Origin of the sequence: Natronococcus amylolyticus DSM 10524, from assembly GCF_000337675.1 — an archaeon.
GTDB lineage: Archaea > Halobacteriota > Halobacteria > Halobacteriales > Natrialbaceae > Natronococcus > Natronococcus amylolyticus.
The window spans coordinates 58,648-76,551 of record NZ_AOIB01000027.1; the positions used below are offsets into that span (position 1 = coordinate 58,648).

17 protein-coding genes are annotated in these 17,904 nt (G+C 54.7%); 7 read left to right on the forward strand and 10 right to left on the reverse strand.

Translation table 11 applies throughout. The annotated features are described in order from the left end of the window. Positions 1–228 precede the first annotated feature (228 nt). Positions 229–603 carry a hypothetical protein gene (locus C491_RS22945; protein ID WP_005556997.1) on the reverse strand — a complete coding sequence of 125 codons (375 nt, stop codon included), beginning with the start codon at positions 601–603 and terminating at the stop codon, positions 229–231. A 719-nt stretch (positions 604–1,322) separates the two neighbouring features. Here C491_RS22945 and C491_RS13035 point away from each other — a divergent pair. Then, positions 1,323–1,562 carry a hypothetical protein gene (locus C491_RS13035; RefSeq protein ID WP_005557000.1) on the forward strand — a complete coding sequence of 80 codons (240 nt, stop codon included), beginning with the start codon at positions 1,323–1,325 and terminating at the stop codon, positions 1,560–1,562. A gap of 11 nt (positions 1,563–1,573) precedes the next feature. Here C491_RS13035 and C491_RS13040 read toward each other — a convergent pair whose 3' ends face one another. After that, positions 1,574–2,038, reverse strand: coding sequence for a hypothetical protein (locus C491_RS13040; RefSeq protein WP_005557002.1), 465 nt, complete (start codon positions 2,036–2,038; stop codon positions 1,574–1,576). 396 nt (positions 2,039–2,434) lie between these two features. On the opposite strand from C491_RS13040, the gene C491_RS21535 reads away from it, so the two are divergent. Both C491_RS21535 and C491_RS13050 read left to right on the forward strand, forming a co-directional pair. Then, positions 2,435–3,052, forward strand: coding sequence for a tyrosine-type recombinase/integrase (locus tag C491_RS21535; RefSeq protein ID WP_005557004.1), 618 nt, complete (start codon positions 2,435–2,437; stop codon positions 3,050–3,052). Between the two features lie 136 nt (positions 3,053–3,188). Further along, entirely contained in the window at positions 3,189–3,923 is a 735-nt protein-coding gene (locus C491_RS13050) for a hypothetical protein (RefSeq protein WP_152421318.1), read from the forward strand. Positions 3,924–3,999: 76 nt separating this feature from the next. Here C491_RS13050 and C491_RS21540 read toward each other — a convergent pair whose 3' ends face one another. The 4 genes from C491_RS21540 to C491_RS21545 form a co-directional block, all read right to left on the reverse strand. Continuing rightward, positions 4,000–4,467, reverse strand: coding sequence for a DUF5518 domain-containing protein (locus tag C491_RS21540; protein ID WP_005557008.1), 468 nt, complete (start codon positions 4,465–4,467; stop codon positions 4,000–4,002). Between the two features lie 307 nt (positions 4,468–4,774). Next, positions 4,775–4,969 carry a helix-turn-helix transcriptional regulator gene (locus tag C491_RS13055; RefSeq protein ID WP_005557011.1) on the reverse strand — a complete coding sequence of 65 codons (195 nt, stop codon included), beginning with the start codon at positions 4,967–4,969 and terminating at the stop codon, positions 4,775–4,777. A 7-nt stretch (positions 4,970–4,976) separates the two neighbouring features. Beyond that, positions 4,977–5,375 (reverse strand): hypothetical protein, encoded by a 399-nt coding sequence (locus C491_RS13060; RefSeq protein ID WP_005557013.1) that lies wholly within the window; start codon positions 5,373–5,375, stop codon positions 4,977–4,979. Further along, positions 5,375–5,611, reverse strand: coding sequence for a hypothetical protein (locus C491_RS21545; protein ID WP_083909311.1), 237 nt, complete (start codon positions 5,609–5,611; stop codon positions 5,375–5,377). The genes C491_RS13060 and C491_RS21545 overlap by 1 nt, the downstream gene beginning before the upstream one ends. Before the next feature lie 377 nt (positions 5,612–5,988). On the opposite strand from C491_RS21545, the gene C491_RS23275 reads away from it, so the two are divergent. Continuing rightward, positions 5,989–6,162 carry a hypothetical protein gene (locus C491_RS23275; RefSeq protein WP_005557015.1) on the forward strand — a complete coding sequence of 58 codons (174 nt, stop codon included), beginning with the start codon at positions 5,989–5,991 and terminating at the stop codon, positions 6,160–6,162. Positions 6,163–6,455: 293 nt separating this feature from the next. After that, positions 6,456–6,740 (forward strand): PadR family transcriptional regulator, encoded by a 285-nt coding sequence (locus C491_RS13065; protein WP_005557016.1) that lies wholly within the window; start codon positions 6,456–6,458, stop codon positions 6,738–6,740. A gap of 210 nt (positions 6,741–6,950) precedes the next feature. On the opposite strand, the gene phnE is transcribed toward C491_RS13065, so the two are convergent. Genes phnE through C491_RS13080 form a run of 3 tightly spaced genes read right to left on the reverse strand, consistent with a single transcriptional unit; the run spans position 6,951 to position 9,577 of the window. Next, positions 6,951–7,778: a phosphonate ABC transporter, permease protein PhnE gene (gene phnE, locus C491_RS13070; RefSeq protein ID WP_005557018.1), complete on the reverse strand. Its 828-nt coding sequence runs from the start codon at positions 7,776–7,778 to the stop codon at positions 6,951–6,953. Further along, complete coding sequence (locus C491_RS13075; protein ID WP_049891873.1) at positions 7,771–8,499, reverse strand: phosphonate ABC transporter ATP-binding protein; 729 nt, start codon at positions 8,497–8,499, stop codon at positions 7,771–7,773. Before C491_RS13075 ends, phnE begins: the two co-directional genes overlap by 8 nt. A 52-nt stretch (positions 8,500–8,551) precedes the next feature. Continuing rightward, positions 8,552–9,577 carry a phosphate/phosphite/phosphonate ABC transporter substrate-binding protein gene (locus C491_RS13080; protein ID WP_083909312.1) on the reverse strand — a complete coding sequence of 342 codons (1,026 nt, stop codon included), beginning with the start codon at positions 9,575–9,577 and terminating at the stop codon, positions 8,552–8,554. Positions 9,578–9,905: 328 nt separating this feature from the next. Here C491_RS13080 and C491_RS13085 point away from each other — a divergent pair, with 328 nt between their 5' ends. Both C491_RS13085 and C491_RS13090 read left to right on the forward strand, forming a co-directional pair. Beyond that, on the forward strand, positions 9,906–11,495 hold the full coding sequence (locus tag C491_RS13085) for a hypothetical protein (RefSeq protein WP_049891875.1): 1,590 nt from the start codon (positions 9,906–9,908) through the stop codon (positions 11,493–11,495). A gap of 356 nt (positions 11,496–11,851) precedes the next feature. Next, on the forward strand, positions 11,852–12,817 hold the full coding sequence (locus C491_RS13090) for a transcription initiation factor IIB (protein ID WP_005557024.1): 966 nt from the start codon (positions 11,852–11,854) through the stop codon (positions 12,815–12,817). 147 nt (positions 12,818–12,964) lie between these two features. Here C491_RS13090 and C491_RS13095 read toward each other — a convergent pair whose 3' ends face one another. Next, a complete protein-coding gene (locus tag C491_RS13095) occupies positions 12,965–17,158 on the reverse strand; it encodes a multicopper oxidase domain-containing protein (protein WP_005557026.1) in 4,194 nt (1,397 codons plus the stop codon). Positions 17,159–17,904: the final 746 nt, after the last annotated feature.

Genomic DNA, 17,904 nt, shown 5'->3' on the forward strand with positions numbered 1-17,904 from the left:
TCGGGCGTTGCACCGCCCGGCCGAGATTTTCCCGGCTTCCTCGATCTCTATTCTACAGTATATCGGCCAGCACCTTAATTATTACGATTCGTTTATTCGAATCGCAATTCGTTGATACTGATCGTAATACTCATGTTACGAAGCGTCATATTTACGGCTGTGATGAGTGCAGTAACTGGCAACGTGACTCTCGAGACTGGCGATCTAAACCCAACAGATCGTGCGATTCTAGATGAGCTCCGCAATGGTCGATGTACACCTGCGTTTGTAGCTGAGAAACACAGCTACTCGAGTGGGAATGTCCGCAACCGAATGACACACCTCGCGAGCCACGATCATGTTGAGGGAATCGGCGGCGGACTGTACCAACTCGTCGACGACCCATGTGACGACACCGAACCTGATCCGTCTCACTCGGAGGAATACGTCCAGGAGCTTGAGGCGCGCAACCGCGATCTTGAGCGCGAGGTTGATCGGCTTCGCGAGCAGTCCGGAACCACTGTCGACACCGACTCCGTCTGCGACGACCTCAAGCGCGCCTTGGAGAATCGCGAGTGGGGCGCAGTCGAAGACGCGGCAAGCCGACTCGGGTGCGAGTTCCATAACTAACGACGATCACAACCAGCTCGAGGAGACTCGCCAGCAGACGGTCCTCGCGAACACGGAGGGTTGTTCTATCGAGCAGTTCAAGACGGCCCTCGACACGCTTGATGACACGAACGTCTAGCGTGACTCGAGGAACACTCTGGGGTCTACGAGGAGCTCGAAGGCCCCTGGAGCGAGGTACTCGGGACATTCGTCAAGTCACTCAACGAGAGGATTGAGGGGAACTGACAGCACCTCGAGGCCGAGATCGAGACGGAGGTCTACGAGAACACGGTGATCCGTCATGGTGAGGTCGAATCTATCCACAGCCGTACCGTCGGCGCGGGGGAGCACTATGAGTGAGAATTTTCATCACTGAGTATGAACGCCTCACAGAGCGGGTGGACGAACTCCAGAACGAGCGTGATCGCTTACAGCGGCAACTCGCGGCTACGAACAGTCGTATTGACGAGGTCACTGAGTTAGTCGAGTACGTCGACGAACAGCGAGAGCTCGAGTGCTATCGCGAACGCCGCGAACGTATGGTTGATCAAGCTGGTGTCCTCACTCGAGCGAAGTGGTGGCTTACCGGCGTCCCTGTCGACGGTGGTCGCGGCGATGACGACGAGCTCGAGGAGTGATCCGACTTAACCAACGCTGAGGCGTCTATCGGCCGATGTTGGTTAAGATTATAGAACCCGTAGGGATTTTTCCGGACGGCGTCAGTAGCTCGTTCCATGACTGACGACGTCAGGATCTATGAGTGTCCGTCACCCGACTGCTCGAGGACGTTCGGGGCGATAAAAGAGTTTACCGAGCATATCGACACCGAGCACGCCGGCGAGTACCAGCGCGATGACTGGCCCGACACACCGGCCGGCCGGCAGGCGCGTCGCGATCGAAAAATGGCGACGAGGAGTGACGACCAGCTTATAAATCATAAAATCGTAGTAGACGACTCGACTGATTCGACTTGAGGTGAATTCGACTATAGATTTCTGCCGTCTGCCAGCCCCATTCGGTAACAGTCTATAGCCATCTCTACTGCGCGTTCGAATGAAACGACGTTTTGGCTTGTTTCCCGCAGCTCCGGCACGGATTCGCGACTGTCGTCGCTCTCGGAGAGGTCAACGATATAGGGCAGAGACGAATCAATTTCGCCCTCCTCGCGATCCTCATAATACGTCTTCAGCTTCCCGTGTGCAGCTTTAATCTGGCCGATTGTGCGTTCATCGTCGAGCCCATCATTGAACTCCTCTGGTGGAATCCCCATGTGCCTTTTGTAGATTTTTTGGTACGTAGTCCTCGAGAATTGATGGTTTTCAGCCCAATCTACGAACGTGGTTTGTGCATCCCATTCTTCCTCCATTTCTTTGGCTTCGCTCTCCCAGTTTTGATTTGTGAAGTTGCAATCGCGGATCACAAGCGAGTCAGCAGTCTTGTCGTTGCCCATTCTCGATCCCTGATTGAATAGCTCATATCATAAGTGTTGTGGTGAAGCCCTTCTATAGGACTTATGCGCTATTATTGCAGCCCTATCGGGAAAAACATGTTCGTCCCTGTGGTCTTTTGATCTCGGTATGCTGGTAAGGCGAAGAACATGTACTCGTCGACCTGCGCTGTGTATCTCGCACGGCGCTACAAGCATCATATGGAATTGGCAGGTACTCCAGCGGTCAGTACGCATGCTGCATGTAACGGAATCCAGAGAAGCCCCTGTCTCTGGTAAAGCGTCGACACCAATGTTGTGTGTTATACCTTCAGACGAGCGTCGTAGTTCACCACAAACTGCGACGTTGACCGACCAATTTACCCATCTCGCTTATAAACTACGTCACTCATAGAATCCATGCCAAGCAATCCCGACGTTGAGCACTCTGATGAGTTCAGCCGGGCCCGAACGTGGCTCAAGCCGAATCAGGTTGAACGGCTTCGAGATGTCTGCCTATCTGACGCCGTCGCACCCTACCTTCAGGACCGGAATGAGACGATCGTCGCACTGCTCTATGATGCTGGCCTTCGCGCCGGCGAGCTGTGCGCTCTCGAAGTAAATCACCTCAATCTCGAAAACGGAACCGTCTATCTTCCGAGTGCGATCCAAAAAGGCTCACCACCGCCAGCGACTCTCGAACTCAAGCCTGAGACGGTTCGACTACTCCATCGATATCTTCGGGACCGATGGAAGGATACTCCTGCCCTCTTTCCTACCCGCTCAAGCGACCGGATCACGACACGATCCCTACAGCGGCTCATAGAAAAACTCGCTGTCGAAGCGAACGTGCGGCCGCTGCTCGCAGATGGCGGTATAGGAGAGCCGACGGACGCTACTCCGCACACGCTTCGGCACTCTGTGGCGTATCGAATCATCCAGATCGACGGTGGTCGGCTCGAGGACGTACAACTTCGACTCCGTCACGCGAATAGACAAACCACGGATCAAATCTATAGCCATTTGATCCCTCGATAACCTGTAAGAGAGGGTTCCATGGATCGATTTTCATAGATCTGTTTTCCATTACCCCTTTCAGTGAACCAGGCCGACAGTAGGTGTCCGATTCAGGACAGTATAAAAGTTTAAATGAAATAGTTGGTGATTTGATATCGTGTCCCTCCACTTAACGAATGCAGTACGTGGCGGAATCGATCGGGCAACGACCCGAACTGGTGGCATACTGTTCGGTGTATTAATCGTCCTGCAGTTGCTAACGATCGCGTCGTTCAACACCCTTCTGGCATCTGTTGCCCCACCTGAAGCGATGGAACAGTTCGGACTTATTTTACCGATTTCGGGTTCGGTCGCCGGCATCTTGCTCCTCGGGACGTATCTAGTAATGGCTGTGTACTTCGTGGTCGTTGCGCGAGCTTTCGCTCGCCCAGCACACAAGCTGTCGTCGATCCCAAGCGAACTTTACAGCCGGCGAATCGGGCGAGCCACGCTTTCAATGATCGTTGCAGGAATTATCGTATTCGTCTCGATTATGATCGGGTTCTTCTTATTGATTATACCAGGGATCTTCCTCTCGGTTTGTTTCCTGTTCTTCCTGTTCGTGATTGGCGTTGAGGATCGTGGCGTCATCGCCAGCCTCAGAGAAAGCTGGGATCTCTCACGAGGGAATCGTCTTAAATTGGCTGTGGTCGTGGTCTTCCTCGGAGCTATCGGTGCCAGTATCGGGATGATCGGGGCAATCTTCGAACTGATCGGCGTGCCTGTTGCTGGTGACCTTCTCTCTATTCTTGTGAACGCTGTCCTGTTCATTTTCATCTATGGCCTGCTGGCAGACGCTTACCTCCAACTCTCGGGGGAAAGTGAGAGAAAGGGAGTCTCTGACGCACTATAACCACCAATCTACGCGCGATTTTCGAGGGAAAGGATGAAATCAATTCGCAGGTAGATTATGACCTCCTCAGAAACGACTATGCTTCTGATCCGAGCGGGTGCGTTCGATCAATTCGATTGTTAATCCACTCGCCAATGAAACCACCGATTGATCCGATTACCACCATTACAACCGTCAGAATGCCGAAGGTGACCACACCCGCCCCAACTGAAGAGACGACCATCAGCCAAGAGTCACCGACAGCATCCACAAGGATTGAATGGCCCCACCAGTCAACGACTGTCGCTCCACTCTGCCAGAAGAGAATAGGGATTCCTCCAGTTAGCCCGGTTACCATGCCTGCATGGGTTCCTTTGATTGGCTGTGACTGGTATAGATACCCTGAAATTATGCATACAACGAACAATGGCATTGCTTGAACGGGATCAGGCGTGAGTACCCAATTAACCCCGAAAGTAAATGGAATCGAAATAATTCCGAGGAGGGCTGCTGTGCGAAACTGCCCGAAATTTGTGTTCTTGCTGGATCTGAGGAGTGAGGTCATGTTTGTTCATCCACCAGTTCGTCCTACTGACACAAACATATTTCTCCCCTCAGGTGAGCTATTTTCAGGCTGAACGATATGTGCTTCACCTCCACGTAACGCTAGCAAATATCTAGAAGCAGGACGTGATTCGAGCGACAACCTATGCCTGCATTAGCGCCCCGAGTTGCGCAGAATGCTAGCGAACAGAGAAGTCGGTTGTCCCACGGATTCACAACCAGAGTGGATAAGCAACTTCACATCAATTCCGGAAAAGTCATTGAGACTAGTGGCCAAAATCGTTTTTGTGGTGTGCGGTCAGCACCTCTCAAAACTCGGGTTCAAAGAGGTCCTCAATCGAGCAGTCGAAATATCGGGCAAGTTTGAACGCTAATTCCAGTGATGGGTTATATTTCGACTTCTCGATCGCGTAGATCGTCTGCCGACTTACATCAACAGCTGCAGCGAGTTCTTGCTGGGTGATTTCCTCTTCGGCACGTTTGACCCGGAGATTGTTGTCCATCAGTGCGTTACAACCGTTGGTGGATCTCTGTCCCTCCAAGTATTACAAATACCGTCATGATCGCGATCAACGCAAGGTAATCAAGTTCAGTCGGCGCTACACTATCTGTTGCTGCGTAGCCCGTGTAGATCACAACAATTGAGACTAACAACGTGATTCCAGTGCCAGTGAAAGCGAGATCGATATTCTGAACGTCGCGTTCGTCAACCACACCAGATGTTCCCTTCTGCGTCTGGACGTAGTAGCCTAGATTTCCTCCCAGAACGACTGCAGCAGGTGTCACTAAGAGACCTGTAACGGTGGGATTGGCGAACGGACTTCCTATAATCATACCCAATACCGGCAATAGAAGTGCGGAAGCAAGGAACAACAGGAGATTGTACTTCAGTGGCAACCAACTGCTCATTAGTACTCACCTCCACCAGAACCGAACTCACGAAAGAGGATACCAGGCAGATCAGTAAGCCAGCTAATGATCGCACAGCCAATCATTACACCGACTGCGCTAAGATATATCCAGACACCATTTCCTTGCATGACCCTATCCGGAGCAACGAAGCCTGATGCAATGATAATACCGCTGATAGCAGCAACCACCATAACGAGCAGGGCACCGTATGCTTGTCGCGGATTCTCCACCATATTCTGTTCTTATTCTATCAGCACATAAATGTTAAGGAACCTTTGTAGTATGGGTGGTTATCTTTACATCAAATCGTCTCTCTTCTCTCGGACCGGACGCCAGTTAGGTGAGAAGTTTCGTTGGATACTATCAGTAGATAGTAGCACAATTTCCTTATTCAGATCATGCTTGGAATTGAATTGGCCGATCCGTTACGTGCAGATGCGAACTGATCGACGAAGAAATTACCAGGTAAGAGTAGTATTCCTACTGGCATGCAAGATGGAATGCGCGAATGTGGCACAGACTGAAACGAGATTTGTTAGGGTGAGTGATCGCTAAGTAGAGTCGATACAAGGAGCGAAAGCTATATGTCGGCTGGAAAATATTTTCGCGTATGGTTAGTAAGGACACACAAATTGTGGCTGTCTTCGTGGTTCTTGCAGTCGCCCTCTGGTACGGTTCAATGGCCGTTACCGAGGATACCATCATTGGATTAGCCATCCTCATTGGTGTTGGAATCATCATTCCAACTATAATCAATGAATGGAGAACCTCGGTCAACAATTAGAAGCGTATCGTTATATTCGCAGGTCAACTGAACGGCTGATTCGGCGTGGCTTGATTGAAACAAATGAGGTTGATTTGCTGCATCGATTCTCTGCATGTTTCACCGGTCTTCTGGCGGATTTCATATGTGTCGTCACTCATCACGGTACGTGTGCTCCCTATATGTATCGCTCACCGGGGCCAACACAATCAGGACGCGGTTCGTTCTATGACAGCCCTTGCTGTGTTCCCTGGAACTGATCTTCGGGAGATAATCTTCGACCCATTTAAACTCCCAGCGGGCAAGAGTCCGATATGTATGATCTGACCGCTTTCCAGCGCGATCTGCTCTATGTTGTTGCTGGCCTGGATGAACCACATGGACTCGCGATCAAAGAGGAACTCGAGGACTATTATGAAAAAGAGGTCCACCACGGTCGTCTGTATCCGAACCTGGATACGATCGTCGAGAAAGGGCTAATCGATAAAGGGCAACTCGACCGCCGGACGAACGTCTACTCCCTCACTCAGCGTGGACAGCGTGAACTCGAGGCTCGCAACGACTGGGAGAATCAATACGCTGCCGAATTGTTTGATTAAGAACTTGCTGTGTTAGTGTTACAACGAGGGTTCCGCTAACTCCTACGAACAGGGGAAATCAGGTGTCACGGGAACCCTAGGGGTTGCACTACCGGCATAGATGGGTTTTCCGTCTGCCCCTCTACTCTACTTAGTACAGGTTAAAGATGGAGCACTGTAGGCCAAAATCCTTGAAACCCTGTCAAGCCAATATACGGGTTACAGGAAGTATTATTTGCTGATGCTCGTACTCATGTCGCCAAGAAAAAACGAGCGTAACCGGTAGCTGAATTCGTCGATAACTAACACCGTCAGAAACACGATTGCAAGCAGCACAACCACCCTATCGTATTGCAGGAAGTCGAGGTATCCCATAATGTAGTACCCGATGCCGCCCGCGCCAACAATCCCGATTGCGGCGGCATGCCGCACATTGTACTCGAACATGAACATTGTTTGACTGATCAGAGAGTTAATTGCCTGGGGGAGCACTACAAAACGGAGTACTTGAAGCCGAGTCGCACCTAAGGAAGAGACCGCTTCTATAGGCTCGTTATCGAGCCCTTCAAACGCCTCATACTCAAGCTTTCCTATAAACCCAATCGTGTACAGCGTAATCGCAAACACGCCTGCTGCTGGTCCCGTCCCGATGAGGATGACAAAGATCACTGCCCACAGGATGCTTGGGAGGACGCGAAGCATTGCCAGAAACCACCGTGCAGGGAGGGTGAGATACCACGGGAAAAGGTTCCGACTCGCGACTAAACTCACTGGCAAGCTCAGGAGAACCCCAAACAGTGTCCCCACGTATGCGATATACAGTGTCTCAAGAAGCCCTCGGAGCCCGACCTCCAGCACGCTCATTTCCGGCGGGATCGCAGCCCCATACAGGAAAGTCAGGCCATCAGCGCCGCCCGAGAAGTCGGTCTGATGGAGTTCCAGTATCCAGATGCTCCAGACCGCCAGAACGAAGACAAGGATGAAGAGCAGGGGTCTACCGAACGTTTTGAGGTGAGTTCGAAACGACGCGGCGGAGGTTGTCCGATCTACATTACTCATGGCTCTGTCGTGGTACCGGCTCGCATGCACTCTCAGATTCTATTCGATCTTCGATTCCTCCGGCCCCCAGCCTGAGAACTGTATCCGAGATGTCCTTTGCCATCTCGAGGTTGTGTTCGACGATGACCACGGACATTCCCGTTTCCTGCTGGAGTGTGATGAGACAGTCGACAATTGACTGAGCGGTCTCTCCATCGAGTTCGGAGAGCATCTCGTCGGCCAGCAACACGCGAGGTTCTTGGACGAAGGCACGAGCGATGGCCACGCGTCGCCGTTGCCCACCCGACAGTTCTTTTACCCGGCTCTGTTCGTACCCATCGAGGCCGACCCGTTCGAGCGCTTCACGTGCATCGGTTTTAGCATCCGCCGGGAAGCGTCCGAGCAGGCTTCGCATCCTCCCGAGATCTGAGAGCCTGCCATGAAGAACGTTCGTGAGGACCGTTTCGTGCATCACAAGCCCCAGGCTTTGTGGAATGTATCCCAACTCACCAGGCGACGGGGACTGCGGCAGACTGGTGCTGAGGACAGTGGCTTCACCGTCGAGTGGGTCGAGAATCCCGGCGAGAGTCTTGAGAAGCGTCGTCTTGCCACAGCCGCTCCGGCCAACGAGCGCTACTGTAGAGCCGTTCCCAACCGTAAACGAGAGGTTTTCGAGGACGGGGTCCTCGTTGTATCCAACGGAGAGCCCTCGACAGCGGATCGGTGGTGATGATCGAGTCACAGTAATTTCACAGCAGCGTTTTGGTTTACAGGTCGATACCGATGTCATTGTTCTACTCGATCAGGTGATCTTCAATGCCGGGCAGGTTCGAGATCAGCTCGCCGTACGGACCAAGATGCTCTTCCGATGTCGCTTCTTGGAGTTCGTGGACATCGAAGACGTCTTCGAGGATTTCCTGACCATCTGGGTCGTCGTTGAGCGCGAGGAGTGCCTCTTCCAGCAGTTCTTTCTCCGCATCGGTTGCCTCCAAGCTGGCCAGCACTGGATGGCTCGGCACCTGCGTGAATTCCTCGACGATCTCATATTCGTCCAGATCCAGGCACCACTCCTCCGCATCGTCGCCGCCACAGTACTCTTCCGGCGTGGTGGCTCGTCCGAACGCGATATCTGCTTGTTCCTCGGAGAGCGCCTGGAGCGCACCGACGTATCCTCCACCAACGACTGGATTGCCGAAGTACTCCTCAACGGCCTCATGAATCGCTGTCACGTCATCGTCATCGTCGAATTCTACCAGCCCCTCTTCGGCGAGATACGCAGTCGGAACCAGCATGCCTGCACCTGTCAAATCTCCCGTGTGGGCGCTGTCAACGCCTTCCGCATCGCGCATCGTTTCGATGCCGGTGTCAGAACGGGTGTAGGCCGCCGCAACGTAATACGGCTGCCCATCCTCGTCAGCCTCGACTGCGAGCGTTTCAAAACCGTGCTCGTTCCACCCGACCCATGAGGGACCGCCACTTAGATACGAGGCGTGAGCTTGTCCTGTCGCAAGCGCTCCGATAGCTGCGCCGTCGTCGGGAACTGTATCGATGCTGGTCGGGACACCAGTTTCAGACTCGATCCACTCGGCCAAGGGCTCCCAATCACGTTCGATGTCTGCCGGATCATCTCGCGCCTCGATAGCGAAGACAAACTCATCGGAAACATCAGGGTTGCCGTAGTCGTCATCATTCCCTTGCCCTTCTGACCCGTCATCATTACCGAGACAGCCGGCCAGCCCAGCTGCGGTGACGCCAGCAGTCGTCGTGAGCACGGCTCGACGCGAGATACCTACTGTACTCGAACTGAGATCGGATTGCATTGAGTAGAATTTGATGCATCTAAACTAAAATCTTTTCTAGTCTACTCTTAGAGGTTCTCTAATAAAATATGACCTTGACCTATCTAATGTTGGATTTGAGTCGATCTACTTTGCCCTGGGCCGTAGCCTACAAGTAATCGAGATATTCAGCCAAATATGTTTTAAATAATATCCTTAGTGCTGAAAGGGTGAGAATCTCTGAACATATGATAGACCCTATATGATTGTCAGAGTTGGTTACAGGTCCTCAAACCTTAGGTAGACATTCAATTATTTCTGTAAGTCGGTTAATTACAGAGTAGGAAATTCTCGTAGGTCAGAGTGCACTATGGCAGAGAAAGACACGAACCGTGGAACAATGAAGCGACGAGGCTACCTCAGAGGACTCGCGGCTAGTGGTGCCGGTGTCGGTATGCTTTCAGTCGCGACCAGTCGCTCGCGTGCGGACTCAAAAAAGGACGACAAAAAGAAGGACGAGAAGGAGAAAGACGAGGAGCCAAAGACTCACGATTTAAACGGCGACGAGCTGTATCTGGTCTTTGGCGCCGACGCTGACGAGAAGGGTCTCGGCGGCTGGGTTGATGACCACCGTGAACAGATTAACGGTGGGTCACAGGAGTCGTTCGCAAACGTCGTCCAGTACCAGGATGTCTCCCAGCTCAACGTCACTCAGCAGGGCAACGCCATTAGTATCGCTATTGACGGCGGTGAGGCGATAGCGGTCCAAGAGGCCGACCAGGACAACGTCAATGTGCAGGAAGGGGGCGCCGACTCGATCAACGTGGAGGAGGAAACGCGGGACGAGACGTTCTATGAGCCTGAGCGCGCGTACATCGTGTTCGCCGAGGAGACGGGCTGCCGGACGTTTTCCGGCTGGGTCGCCAGAGAAGATACCTATCAGAACGACCAGTCTGCCAGCGCGACGATCGAGCAGGAACAGACCGTCGACCAGTTCAACTACAGCAGTCAGAGTGCTTCGGTTGCCATCGCGGAGAAAGGTAGCTGCGCTCGGTCCTACCAGCAGAGCTGGCAGGACAACCAGAACTATCAGCACGCGGAGGCCGTCGCGGCGAACATCGGCGAAGGTGACCGCCAAGAAGCCGAAGCGTCGGTTGAACAGGCCCAAGACGTCTCCCAGCTGAACGTCAGCGAACAGGGAGTCGCCATCGCGATCGCGGTTGGGAAGAAGAGCGTCGCGGAAGCCTACCAGCTGAGTTCTCAGCTCAATCTGAATGAGCAGGTTGCCGAGGCGACGGTGATCAACTTCGATACGATGGGGACCAGGGACGTTATTGACCGCGCCGAGATGACCGGTGAGCTCCCAAAAGACGCGGTGAAGCGTACGGACGACGGGAGCAAACAGTCCAACAGCCAAGACGCATCGGCGGATATCACGCAGGTTCAGCGCGTTGGCCAGGAGAACATCAGCCTGCAGAACGCAGCGATTGCCCTTGCGACCAAGAAAAGCAATGCGACGGCTCGCCAGGTGAGCTACCAAGGTAACTTCAACGCGCAAGTGGCCTCTGCTGAAGCTCTGAATGTGTCGAACGGGCATTGCGATGCGTGTTCAGTACTGAGTGGCACCGACGCGAATGGCGACGAGTCCTGGGCGCTGGCCTATGAGAACGGCGACACCACCGAGCAGACGGCTGCCGCCGAGATCAATCAGCTCCAGTTCGTCAACCAGCTAAACGTCAATGAACAGTTCACTGCGATCGCCTTCGCTGCCGACTGCGGCAAGGCAACGGCCGAGCAACTGAACTACCAGTCCAATCGAAACATCCAGCTAACCGAGGCCACTGCAGTCAACGTTGACGAAGGAGAGGACGGCAAACGCGATAAAAAGAAGGACGACAAAGGACGAAAGGGCAAGGAGAAGAAAGACAAGGGGAAGAAAAAAGAAAAGAAAAAGAACTAGCGTACGACGACGGGTCTCGCTCGAAATTTCAGACATTATTAACTGAGCAGATTGTGGATAGTCGAGCTTGTCTTTTTCAGCCAGTATTGCAAAAATGCCGCTGCGGGATTGCTCCACAGCGGCTACATAGGTTGTTTCGAGTAGCAGCTTCGATCTGTTTTCCTCAACTGAGCCTTTGAAAACCACGTATTCAGCTTCGAATAGCTCCGGAAGAACAGTTAGTCCGAGTAAGTCGAGCACCGCGATGGTCTCCTGAACGGGACCGGCCAGCTCTATCAACCCTCTCCTACAGAAGACTGTTCCTCACCATGGCACCCAGTAATTAACTACCTTAATGCTGATTCTGTACTCGATCAATGGTACGCCCAGCTCGCCAGAAAGAACGCGACAATCAGCAGGAACAAGAGGAAAACACGGGTACAACCATCCAATCCTGCCCTGAATGCGATTCACAGGCGCTTCTCAGAAGCCCAGACGAGACTGAGCTCAGTTGCGAGGACTGTGGCTTACTTCTTGAAGAAAAGCGGATTGACCATGGTCCGGACTGGCGTGCTTTCACCCATCAGGAGCAACAAAAGAAGTCCCGCGTGGGTGCACCAACAACACGAACTATGCACGACAAGGGGTTGACAACGTCGATTGATTGGAAAAATAAAGACGCCCATGGCCGGTCGCTTTCTGCAGACAAGCGTAGCCAGATGAACCGGCTTCGAAAGTGGCAAACTCGGATCCGGACGAGTGATGCCGGTGAACGGAATCTACAATTTGCTCTTTCTGAGACAGACCGGATGGCCTCTGGGCTCGGTATTCCCCGCTCAGTCCGAGAAGTTGCAAGTGTCCTCTACCGACGCGCACTTGAGAGGGACTTAATCCAGGGCCGCTCGATCGAAGGTGTCGCTACCGGAACACTGTATGCGGCCTGTCGTCTGGAAGGAATGCCTCGCTCGTTGGAAGAGGTGGCGATGGTTTCACGCGTTGATCGTAAGGAGATTGGGCGGACGTACCGATATATTGCGAAGGAACTCGAGCTGGGAACGAAACCTGTTGATCCGAAACAATACGTTCCCCGGTTTTGTTCGGAACTCGAGCTCTCTCCGACGGTTCAAGCGAAGGCCAGCGAAATTATCGACACGACCGCTAAGAAGGGGATATTATCGGGGAAATCCCCAACGGGATACGCTGCTGCAGCAATCTACATTAGTGCGCTTTTTTGTGATGAAAAACGGACCCAACGAGAGGTCGCTGACGTTTCTCAAGTAACTGAAGTGACCATCCGAAAACGGTACCAAGAGCAGATCTCCGTAATGGGAATTCACGAATAGAGGACTCTCTAAACGTGACCACCAATCCGTATCGAAATCGGGGAAAAGCACCTATTGCCTGCTGCTATGCTGTCTGAATTCTGGAAATCTGCAGTGCAGCATTAGACAAGATCTCAGTCTCTGAGAAGTGATATTGCTATTAGTGCCTCACTTTTTGTTTTTCTTCCCTCCTTTCTTTTTTCGAGACGGCTTGCCGACACGGAGAATGCCCCATGCACCCGACTCGAGGCGCCGCCGTTCTTTCATCTCCTTAAAGATGAAGTCGCCAGTATCGCCAAGCGACCCACCGGCACCCCCGATGAGTTCGAGCGTCGAACTTCTCCCGGGAGAGTACTGGCCATCGACGCTGATCAGTGGCGACTCCGCCGTGTCCTCGAAGCGCTCCCACCGGTGATTCGCTAGGTGGAAGGAAATCCCTCGAGAGGCATCAGCAGTCTGGCTCAGTCGGAATCGCACCGGATCGCCAGCGTTCGCAGTGAACACCGGTGTTGCGGGATCACCGTGAATCGTCGAGTCGTAGACCCGTTCCTGCCGTGGATCGTTCGCCTCAAAGCGGCGGTGGAACGGCTCCGATCGATTGTTGAAGGCCATATAGCCCTGATCCTCGGCGTCACCGAGCTGGTTACAGTCCGCATCGGGATCCTGGTCGTCATCGTCCGGATTCCGTGGAACGACGCAGCTTCCGTCGTCGTTGATAACGTACCGAGCATCGCTCATCGAGAGCGCGAACTCACGGAAGTCCTTTCCTTTCGGATTTCGGATGATTGCCTCTCGACTCGTGATTGTCGATTCGCCACTCGGGTCGAACCATTCTGCGCCTGCGGGCTCGATAATTAGCTGACCGAACGCCCCGTGGTGGCGATTGCTCCGCATATCCGCTAGATCCCAGAGGATCGTCGTGCCGACTTCCTCCTCGGCAAACCATCGGTAGGTGATCGATTCGCCGGGCCCAATCGTCTGGTCGTAATTGAAGCCAACCGTCGCACCATCCGACCCGTTGACGTCGTAGCTGACCTGCTTTGGATGGAGCGAAAGACGGTCCGATGGCTCCCACTCTGGCGGGAGATCGCCCACCGGTGTCCGCATTCGCGGATGATCGTCGTGGGTGGCTCTGTCCTCGGACAACCCGTTTGTCAGCGTGAGTTCGATACAGTCGTCCTCGTTTGCACGCAGTAGGAGTGGCTCCGTCGGACGGTCGCCACTTTCGATCGCGTCGACGTGGTCATCCAACGCGTAGACGATCCCACAGGGGTCGTGATCGCCGTACTCGTTGAAGTCGATTCGCGTTCGGAACGCCGTCACGTCGTAGGATCGCGTTTGGGCGTCGTCCGGACACGGGTCTCCCGGATCCGGCGCCTGGGGCGGCGGAGAGCCGTCGACGTTCTCGAGTCGGCGGTCACAGTCCGGCGGTGCCGTCGGAGTGGTCGTCGGCTCATCGAAGGTGTGCTTCGCGACGTGACCCCGCTCGGAGCGTCGGTCGAGTGGTGCGGGATGGCCTATCTCGAGTAGCTCATCTTCCGTAATCTCCCCCTCCGGGGGCTCGGTGCCCGGGACCGGGTAGAGGTGGTCAACAGAGGCGTCGAACACGCGGAACAGTCCCCACATTCCGTCCCAGAGGTCGTGGGAGATCATCGAGCCATAGAGGTAGTCTCGGAACGGAAGCTCCGCGGCGTTCGGTTGCAGGTCGTATTCCATCGTGTCCGACTCGCGGAGTTCGAACGTGAATGCCTCGGACGGAGCGGTGATCTGCGCTTCGTTCGGCCCCGGATCGACGCCGAAGTCATCGAGGAGAATGCCGTGAAGATCGAAGTTGTGTTGCTCCTCGTAGACGGCATGAACGAGCCGGATCCGAACCTTATCGTCGGGGTAGGCCTCCAGTGTTGGCGTCTCGGGATCGCCGTGGACGAACGAGCTGTGAACGTATGCCGGATCGGGATCGGAGCCGCGGCGGTAGTACGGCGCGTTCCGGTAGTTGATCGCACCGACGCCTGCGTTGACGCCGTGCTGTTCGTCGGGGTTGACGAACGCGTCGTCTTCGGGATCGTCGGGCTGTTCGTCTACCTCGACGTCCCCGTCGATCAGCGGCGCGAAGTCCTGGTAGGCAAGGCAGAACTCGCGGTAGGCCTCTTCTTCGGGCGGATCGATGATTGCCTGCGAGCCCGATCGGATCGGTTCGCCAGTATGTGGGTCGAGCCACTCCGAGCCCTCGGGTTCGACGAGCAGTGCGCCGATTTCACCGTGCTGGATCTCCGAGATTCCGGTCACGTGGTCGTGGAAGTAGATCGTTCCCTCTTCGTCAGCGAACCACCGGTAGGTCATCGTGTCGCCGGGATCGGTTCCCTGATCGTAGTTGTAGCCGTTTGCGAACCCGTCCGACGCGAGGACGTCGAACGAAACGAAGTGAGTGTGTATCGAACTCCCCCTGTCGAGTTCGTTTCGAACGTTAAGTTCGATACAGTCGCCGACGTTCGCCCGGATGAACAGGGGTTCGGGCATCATCTCGCCCTCGAGGACCGCGTCGACATCCTCTTCTAAGACATACACCTTCCCGTCGGGATCGTAGTCGCCGTGGTCATTGTAGACCAGCCGCGTCGGCAGGACGACGATATCGTAGACGAGATCGGGTTCGGTCGTCGTCGGATTGTCGCTGTTGGGATTGACACCGGAATTCGCTGGCTCCACGTCCTCTGGGACACATGGATCAGTGTACGGCGCGCCGGGGATGAGCGCGGGGAGCGCGGCCTCTTCCTCGGGCTCCGGTTGCCGCGGATCGTTTGGCTGGGACAGCGGCGGCTTCAGCGGCATCTCGCCCTCTGTTCCGGGGATGAAGGCGGGGAACCCGAGAATATCCGAGTCGATGGGGAGATCCGGTTCGTTGTTCGCCAGCGGCTGGAGGTGAAGTTGGCGCTGGTTGTGGACCCGCATGAAGCCGTTCATCCCCTCGCCGTAGTGGGGGAACATGTGGCAGTGGAAGAGGAAGTCACCAATACTCCCGTGGAGTCCACCGGCACCGGCCTGGAAGGCCTCTTCAGCGTCTAAATCTGGGCGGAACGAACGAGGACCTGACGCGACAGTGAGGTACTGCTGGTACCCCTCGCCCATCGCGAGATTTTGGGCGTCGAGCGTGTCACTGTCCTCCCGGAACGGGATCTGGTTCCAGCGGTGTTCGTGGAGGTGGTGGACGTGATTTTCCTCGGGATTTGCGCCGACGATCACGAACTTGACCGGGTCACCCTGGTAGGCCTCCCAGACGTTGTCGCCGCCGCCGGGGTCGCCGTGGACCCACGAGCTGTAGAACGAGCCCGGTGGGCCGTCCATCTCACCGATTCGTTCACTCGTCCGTTCGGCACGGTAGTTGATCGCGTGCAGCGATTGCTCGATATCGGTCCCGGGAACGGTCAACCCTTCAGGTCTAATCCGGCCGTGATCATGGTAGATCGGAACGAACTCTCGGTGATCGGCCATGTCCGGAACGTGGATATCGGCCCGAACGCCGCTTCGAAGCGGGGCACCCGTGCAGGGATCCGTCCAGGTCGCACCCGGCGGTTCGACGACGATAGCACCGAACAGTCCGCGGGCCATCGAGTTGATTTCCTCGTTGTTGCCGTCGTCCGGGATACTGTCCCAGGCCTGATACGCGCCATCCTGGAAGAAGTACGCGCCTTGCTCGTCGGCCGACCAGGTGTAAGTAGTCGACTCGCCCGGCTCGACCACGGTGTTTTCGTTGAACCCGACGGCCATCCCATCGGCATCGTCGACCTCGTAGGAGACGCCGGTCGGGTGGATCGAGGCCGGCCGCTCCTCGAAGTCGTCCCGTTCGGGGTGTTGACCGAGGCTGTTGACGAACTCAATCTCTACGGTGTCTCCCTCGTTCGCACGCAACACCAGCGGCTCGATCACCGACGTATCGACGCCAGCCGTCCCCGGATTCACACCCTCTGCCTCACGAACGGCCTCGAGGTTCTCCTCGAGGACGTACATCGCACCCATCGGGTTGTTCGTTCCGAAGGAGTTGTAGGTGATCTCGACGTCGATAGCGTGAACCGTGAATCGCCGTGTCGTAGGTTCCGTATCCGGCGGCCGTGGTTTTGCATCGAAGTCGAGTTTGACGCGCTTTCGATCGTCCGGGAGCTTACAGCTTTTGGGAATTTCCCACTCGAGTTCGAACTCGTGGGTCGTCTTCGGTTCGAAATCGCCGCGGTCACCGTGACTCCGGTTTCCGTCGAGCTCGACACCCTCTTCGAGCGCCTCTAAAACATCACACAGAGAGCCCGCGGCGATCGTTTCCTCACAGTCGTCCGGACACGGCGCATACCGAAGCGTCGCGCGAACGTGGTTCATCCAGCGTTGCTTCTCGTAGCCACGCGCTCGGAGTTTGAGAACGAGCGGATGCTCGAGAATGTGGGTTCGGAACTCGAGAGAACCGGTCTGGCCCGGTTTGAACTTGCGGAAGTCGAGCTCCGGCGATCGAGTTCGTTCTTTCTCCTTTTTGGGGTATTGACTAACGAACTTTTGATCTATTTTGCCTTGCTTCTCCTTCGAGAGCGCAAGATATCCAGTTTGGTACTGTTCCGAGGCGAGCTCCTCACGTGTGTAAAGAGATTCGGCCGGATGACTCGATTGATCTTCCTTCTCAGAGTCTCGCTCGTAGAGACAGGTCCAGTCGGTATAGTACAATGGACCGTCGAACTTGTCTCGCTTGGTTGCACCAACTACTCCGGCAGCAGCCGCTCCACCAGTTAGGCCGCCGATTGTACCCATCAACTGTCGGCGGGTAAGGTCAATCTTCTGTGCAAGGTCTTGGCTCGGTTTCTGATCTCTTCTTGACATTTTAGTTGAGTCTAGCGTATGGTCGATTTAATTTCGCGTGGAATGATTCGCTTAGGAGGGCCGAATTATAGGATCCACCCCAATCACTAACCCAGCCAATTACCACTGTAGGCGTCTTCTCGTCCGGTTCTAGACAGAGCTTACAGTCAGCGGGGTCACAGCTAATACCGCCTTTCGGATCGGAGGCAAGAGGACGCCAGTGTGATATTATTGTTAGCATGGGTCTTCAGCCAGCGTGATCGGTTTTGGTTCAGATC